Origin of the sequence: Nostoc sp. (assembly GCF_036917615.1) — a bacterium.
Taxonomy (GTDB): domain Bacteria; phylum Cyanobacteriota; class Cyanobacteriia; order Cyanobacteriales; family Nostocaceae; genus Nostoc.
Genome location: NZ_JBALCZ010000089.1, coordinates 1 through 6,442, shown reverse-complemented (window position 1 = coordinate 6,442; position 6,442 = coordinate 1). Strand labels below are relative to the sequence as shown.

Here is a 6,442-nt window from a genome sequence, read left to right as displayed (position 1 = left end):
CCCTGTAGCGACATCCGTCGTCCCTGTAGCGACATCCGTCGTCCCTGTAGCGACATCCGTCGTCCCTGTAGCGACATCCGTCGTCCCTGTAGCGATGTCGGTTGCAACATAACAATGAAAATTTTGAATAGGACTGTTATATTATTCTTCTTCTAGCAATTGTTCTATATATTTTTGCACCAAAGGCACTTGAAAAGCATTGCCTTCTTGAGTCAAGATTTCTTTTCGCGTTAGTTTGCGGATAACGCCTTTGTCTTGCTGCGTGGGAGTTTCTCCGTGGATTATCCGGCGCAGGAGAGAGCGATCGCTCTCTGCTAAACTCGTCCATAATTCCCGAAAATACTGAACGCCTCTGGCAAGCACTTGAGGAATAATCTCTTCGACATTTTGAGCAGTGGCTTTTACTGTATCTGCATTTCCCTGGTTTTTTCTAATATCGCCGTTTAGCGACTCCACCAACTCGTAACATACCAACTGAACCAGAAAAGGCTGACAGCGAGTCAGTTGGATAATTGCATCTACAGCAGTTGGTTCATATATATTGGTGAAGTTCTCCACTGGATGTAAAATCAAATCGCGGGCTTCTGACTCTTGCAGGTAGGTCATTCGCAAAGCACGGGTGTTAATTAAATAGTCACTCCAGTAATCGTCAAGTTCAGATAACTCGTGTGAACCACTAAAAATTAAAATCCACTTTTGGTTGTGTTGCAGCAGGTTACGAATAAAGTTGAGTGGCGCACGGCTGCTTGTTACTTTCACTACTTCATCCAAACGTTCATATTCATCCAGACATAAGAGAAATCGCTGACTGCGGTTGCTGCGTTCTATTTCTGTGAACCAAGTTTGCAGCGCCGGAAATGGATCTTCTGCTAGTTTCTTGGCATCTGGATAAGGCAAGTTTACTGTGCGGGGTAATCGCCGTGCAGCTTCGATAATTTGTTGAGCTAAATTTTCAGCCAATCCTTTTAAGGTTGTGGCTGATGCTGCACCCTGTAAATCTACCAGCAAAGGTACAATATCTGAGCCAATTCTATAAGGTAGATATTTCAGCGCTGAGGTTTTCCCTGTCCTCCGCCCACCATAGAGTAACAACACTGGCGGTTGCTCAGAAAGCGTCAAAGTTTCAATTTCTCGAAATATGTCAATTCGCCCTTTGAAACGATTCTTTGCTGTTTCCTGGTCTAGGGAGTTACCAGCAATATAAACTTGTCGAATTTCTTGTGATTGCTGTGCCTGTTCCTCTAAAATGCGCTGCGCTGTCTCTAGTATAGTCAGCCAGCCTTGTGCAGCGTTGCCAAAAGAGACAGCAACGCGAGCATCTTTTGTCAAAGCTAGACTTTGCCCCAGTTGGCGTAATGCATTGATGGGAATGTTCAGTAACTCATATTGACGATAAAGTGAAGTTGCTTCTTCTGATGCCCGTATATCCTGGCTGATTTCCAAAAATTGGGGCAGTACAACGCCAAGTTCTTTTGGCGGTGGTGAGGGAATCCACGCTAGCTGGTTGGCAATCTCCACAATATCGCTCAACCTCTGACAACGATTGAGAATATCTACAGCAATACCAGAAATTGCCTGTGCAGCAACTTTTTGCTGATTGGTGGATGTAATTAGATAATTAATAGTCTCACGGGCAACATCTGGGTTCTTGCGATAACCCTCTACAATCATCACATCCATGAAAGGCAGAGGCAAAATAATCAATTCATCAAAGCGAGGAGGCAGATATCGCAAACAATTTACCCGCTTTACATTAGGAAACAACAAGAACAGGGTGAGTATCCATAATAATTCTGGCAACCAGAAGTAAACCCGCAGCACACCGAAAATAAACGCCACGCCTAACGCCACGCCTCCCCCCACGCCTCCCCCCACGCCTCCCCCCACGCCTCCCCCCACGCCGAAGGCCACGCCTACCACCACGCCTCCCCCCACACCGAAGGCCACGCCTGATAAAAATCTAGCTGCAAGAAAAAAGGCAAGGACAGCAACCATTGGAACTACAGCAGTTAGCCACCAAACCTGCCCAGCATAGCGACGCAGGCGGGGATTAGTATGAAACTCAGCCCGTTTATCAAAGAGCTTATCTCTCGGCTTTAGTTCTGGATGGATATTACGCAGCCAACGTTCAAAGGTAAAAGGCTTGAAGTAAATCCAATACAAGAGGCGCACACATTCAGCCACATAATTCCAAAAGCCTGATGCTGGAGACTTGTTACTCATTGCTACTTTATCCCCAACTTGTCGCGCATAAAATCCCAAACTTGGTTCCAGTGCAGTACACCCGCCAAAACAAGGATAACCATTACTATAATTGTCATTCCAATTATCCAGCTACCAAAATCACTTACAGTTTCGCCAGTGAACTTGGTAAAACTACCCAAGCGCTTCGGTAAATCTACAAATATAAAATACGGCCATAATTTCCATTTCCATTGCTGTTGTTTACGATCTGCAATCTGTTGTTCAAACTGCTGTTTCGCCCACTTGATTGGCTTACCTTGTTGACGTGCTTCCCACAAATAGTAACCAGCCAATTGCAACTTGTAAGGATAACGATCGCCCCATTGCTGGGCATGATTCTGTTCGTCTACACTCAAAGCAGCACCATTTGTAGAGCGAGTTGGTAAGCGCGACAGTTCAATAGCCTCATCTGTAGTTAGTTCTTTCAAATAAATCGTGTGACCAATATTGAAAAAACTAGAGCCGAAGTGATAGTCATTAGCATAAACATCCAGTTGTTTACGGGAAGCCACCACTAGCATCAAGGCGTTGCTATCCATCAGCGATCGCAAATTGTCATAAAATCCATTATCGAATTTATCGGGATATTTCAAAAGGCTTTCAAAATCATCCAGACAGAGGACGGGTAGCTTTCCTTGCTATTTCCATTCCTTAACCGCATCTGAAAAAGCTTGACGATTAAGCGGTTTACTCTTCCAACAATTTTGCAGACTGCGTTGTTGCCATCCCTGAACGTGACTCAGTAAACCTTCAGCTACAGCCTCATAGAAACCCGTTTCAGTTTGGCAATCTACACCCCGTAACGGTAGGTAAATAACCACATAACGGTTCGCGTCTAATCCTCGTTCCTGCCAAGTCTGAACAAAATAATGCAGCAACGAAGATTTACCAATGTGCTTGTCACCAACTATATTTATACTTGTAGGCTGATCGCCCTTCATCCGAGATGCGATCGCGTGTAATTCATCTTTACGACCGACAAACAGCCTGGGATCTTCAATCATCCCCGCAGCCACAAAAGGATTGTCAGGCAGCGCTCCAGAAGTCATGTAAAGCGTTTATCCTAGTTTCAGCAATTTAAGTGCTATTACTTAAAAGAATAGCACTTAGTGCAAAACAGACCCTTGATGCGATCGCCAGTTTCCTTAAACTATAGCGGTTCTCAATTGCCATAGAATACAGACCTAACAAGAACAGCCCCTTCTCTACAAGGGAAGGGGAGTAAGATTCAAAGCCTCTCTCCTAAAAGGAGAGAGGTCAGAGCGTATTGCATCCAAACGAGCGATCGCTATATCTTGGACATCAGCACCCACAAACGCCGCCAGCTTACTTCTGCCATCGTCTAGCAGCGGTTCCCATTCTCTACCAAAAGAAGTGTAAGGGTTCTTGTTCTAGCTGCGATGTCTAACGACAAGCCGCTTTGCGTCTACGCAGTCATTGTTGAAACTCCAGCACTTGTTTAGGACAAGCACCAAAAGACCCATGATTCAGAAACGTCACAGCTGGATCAAGCGACCATAGATTATTGAAGGATAATCTAAAATCCAAAATCCAAAATTGCTAAACTCCCCAGGCTGGATTCGAACCAGCGACCAATCGATTAACAGTCGATCGCTCTACCACTGAGCTACTGAGGATCACTCACGATTTATAATCTTAAGGCTAAAAATAAGATTTGGCAAGTACTTTCGCCAATATTCTTTTCGATGCTTAATTATAGAATTTTGCAGCCAAAATTCATTGAGCAACTCAAGCAGAGACTTTTAAATATTAATATCTACTGTAATCCCATTCGTAATTCAGCCAGACGCTGCCGCGCCTTAGCATCAATAGCATTGGCTAAAAACCTACTCTTAGATTGTTTGCGCGGATGATACTTCTGTCGCATCCGACAGACGGTAGCTTCCACTTCCCCACAGAGTTGTTGTGCCGACAACCATTCAGCCCCATACCCCTGTATCATCAACTGCTGTGCCCGATCTGATGTAGCAACAATCACACGAGAAATCAAAGATTGGGCTATTTGCTGGCGCATAGACGCACAAGATTTTTCAATATAAGTATCTGCTGTCTGCCCAAAATCAGTGTAATAAACTGATAAAAGCTCAGTAATTATTTCTTTATTACTAGAGGAGTTCTGATATTGGGCATCAAAAACTATCTGAGTTGCATAACCTTGAAACGCACTATAACCAGTCATCGCTTCCACAAGTTCACCCCGTGCTGCCTCTAATCCAACACTATCACGCGTTTTTTTCAGGCAAGGCCAAGCGCCAATTATATTGTAGCCGTCCACTAACAAAACGGCTTGGAGTAAGGAACGGGGCATGGTTTTTAATCACAATTTTCTAGAGTTAACAAAATTCATTCATAAGTTTTATAATAATTGATGCATTGTGTGTAACACTATGTTACAAAAAACAAAAAATACGATAGGCTCATAAAACTTACCTTAGGATAGACGCACTAATTTAAAACGCGCCTTTATTACAAAGGCGCGTGGTAGTACTTTATTTAGTAGTGCTGAGTAATCAAAAGTGATGAATTAAAAGTCACCTAACTTCTGTTCGGCGTAAGCCGCCGCTCAAATTTATCGCGCTCGTGCTGAGTGAAAATACCGCCCACAAAGGACGAAGCATATACTCGGTGCAAAAATCCTGAGTACTTTTTAGATCACTCAGCAACGCCAGTTGCTAAAGAGCGGGAACGCTAACAGCGAACAAGTCGGCACGCAAGGGCGCACTGGTTCCTCAGCACTCATGACTCAGCACTTAATTAAGAGGGTTCGCTGTGTACCTCCATCAGACGTTGTTTAAGGCGCTGGGCTTCACCCCCATCAACAAGAGAACCTTTTTCTAATAAGAAAGCGCCGTCACAGTAATTTAACTCGTCTAATCGATGTGTCACCCACAGGGCTGTGAGACCTCGACTTTTGACGAGGCGGCGGACACCAGCAACTAAATCCAGTTGGCTATCTGGATCTAGTAAGGCAGTGGGTTCATCTAATAATAAGACTTCACAGCGACGGGCGATCGCACCAGCGATCGCGACTCGCTGTTTCTGTCCCCCAGAAAGTGCATAGATAGGGCGTCGTTGGAGGGTAAGCAAATTCACCGCTCCTAGCGCCTCCTCAACCCTTGCTCTGGTGGCAGCAGGTGGCAACTTTTCTTCCACCAATCCAAAAGCCACATCAGCACCAACCGTTGGCATCACCAGTTGATGATCCGGATTTTGGAAGACAAAGCCAACGGGGTGCAAAACCCGAATTTCCCCAGATTCAGGAGCTAATAGCCCCGCTAGCAGTCTCAGTAACGTTGATTTCCCGCTGCCATTTGTACCCAAGAGCATCCAAAACTCACCCTTGGGTACTTCCAAAGAGCAAGATTTGATAACTTTCTCTCCATTAGGCCAACTAAAATTTAAATCCTTGACCTCTATGCCCACTTGAGCCATTTGTCAACCTTGGTTACTCAGCAGCTACAGCGAAAAAGCCAGGTGGTCTACCACCACCAGGGGTTGTACCATCTTTCTGAACAATCTGCACCCCAGAAATTTCACTAGCGCGGACAGCAATTTTTTTCTCTGTCTTGCCCTCGCACTTGAGTTCCACAACGTCAGGGTTACCAGAGCGTATTGCTGCCAAAATGAGCTGATAGACAGCCTCAGCATCCTCTGCTGACTTACGTTGTACTGAGATAGGGAAAGCAGTGTTTCTGATGCTTAAGTCGATGGTAAACATTTAGCAATAATCAAATTTAACTGTAGGACTCATTTTAGCGTCAGCTGACTGATTCTAGGGAAAAGGGCATTGGCCAAACAGGGCATTGGTTATTTCCCCCTTGCTCCCCAGCTCCCCTGCCCCACCTGTTTATTTGACCTCATCTGGATCAAAAATTAATTTTTATGAGAAATACCCTAGAAAAATTAGCGATTTACACCTAATATGATTAAAGGTTCGTAAAAAATTGTAAACTTAGTTAACAACCCGGTTAACTTTCTGCTTATAGAGAGCTTTTTAATAGCCATCTATAATACAGATACAACCTGTACTTATAAACATTTGGAGATTTGCTCTAATGACCATCGCAGTTGGACGCGCCTCTAGTAGAGGGTGGTTTGACGTTCTAGACGACTGGCTCAAGCGCGATCGCTTCGTATTCGTAGGTTGGTCAGGGATACTACTGTTCCCCTGCGCCTT

At 44.6% G+C, this 6,442-nt stretch carries 6 protein-coding genes, 1 tRNA gene and 2 pseudogenes; 1 reads left to right on the top strand and 8 read right to left on the bottom strand.

Annotated features, from left to right (window positions below; genetic code table 11):
• Window positions 1–141: 141 nt before the first annotated feature.
• The 8 genes and pseudogenes from V7K85_RS32835 to V7K85_RS32800 all read right to left on the bottom strand — a co-directional run bounded on the left by V7K85_RS32835 (window position 142) and on the right by V7K85_RS32800 (window position 5,983).
• Window positions 142–2,223 (bottom strand): ATP-binding protein, encoded by a 2,082-nt coding sequence (locus tag V7K85_RS32835; RefSeq protein WP_334820345.1) that lies wholly within the window; start codon window positions 2,221–2,223, stop codon window positions 142–144.
• Window positions 2,224–2,225: 2 nt separating this feature from the next.
• Complete coding sequence (locus V7K85_RS32830) at window positions 2,226–2,837, bottom strand: hypothetical protein (RefSeq protein WP_334820343.1); 612 nt, start codon at window positions 2,835–2,837, stop codon at window positions 2,226–2,228.
• Window positions 2,838–2,882: 45 nt separating this feature from the next.
• A complete protein-coding gene (locus V7K85_RS32825; protein ID WP_334820341.1) occupies window positions 2,883–3,293 on the bottom strand; it encodes a hypothetical protein in 411 nt (136 codons plus the stop codon).
• Between the two features lie 240 nt (window positions 3,294–3,533).
• Window positions 3,534–3,795: pseudogene (locus V7K85_RS32820) on the bottom strand (hypothetical protein); the annotation flags it as partial.
• Window positions 3,796–3,809: 14 nt separating this feature from the next.
• A tRNA-Asn gene (locus tag V7K85_RS32815) sits at window positions 3,810–3,881 on the bottom strand.
• A 140-nt stretch (window positions 3,882–4,021) separates the two neighbouring features.
• Window positions 4,022–4,573 carry an NYN domain-containing protein gene (locus tag V7K85_RS32810; protein ID WP_334820339.1) on the bottom strand — a complete coding sequence of 184 codons (552 nt, stop codon included), beginning with the start codon at window positions 4,571–4,573 and terminating at the stop codon, window positions 4,022–4,024.
• A 446-nt stretch (window positions 4,574–5,019) separates the two neighbouring features.
• Window positions 5,020–5,697 (bottom strand): ABC transporter ATP-binding protein, encoded by a 678-nt coding sequence (locus V7K85_RS32805; RefSeq protein ID WP_334820337.1) that lies wholly within the window; start codon window positions 5,695–5,697, stop codon window positions 5,020–5,022.
• Window positions 5,698–5,710: 13 nt separating this feature from the next.
• Window positions 5,711–5,983, bottom strand: a complete 273-nt coding sequence (locus tag V7K85_RS32800) for a hypothetical protein (protein ID WP_334820335.1) — start codon at window positions 5,981–5,983, stop codon at window positions 5,711–5,713.
• Window positions 5,984–6,320: 337 nt separating this feature from the next.
• On the opposite strand from V7K85_RS32800, the pseudogene V7K85_RS32795 reads away from it, so the two are divergent.
• Window positions 6,321–6,442 (top strand): annotated as a pseudogene (locus V7K85_RS32795) (photosystem II D2 protein (photosystem q(a) protein)); the annotation flags it as partial.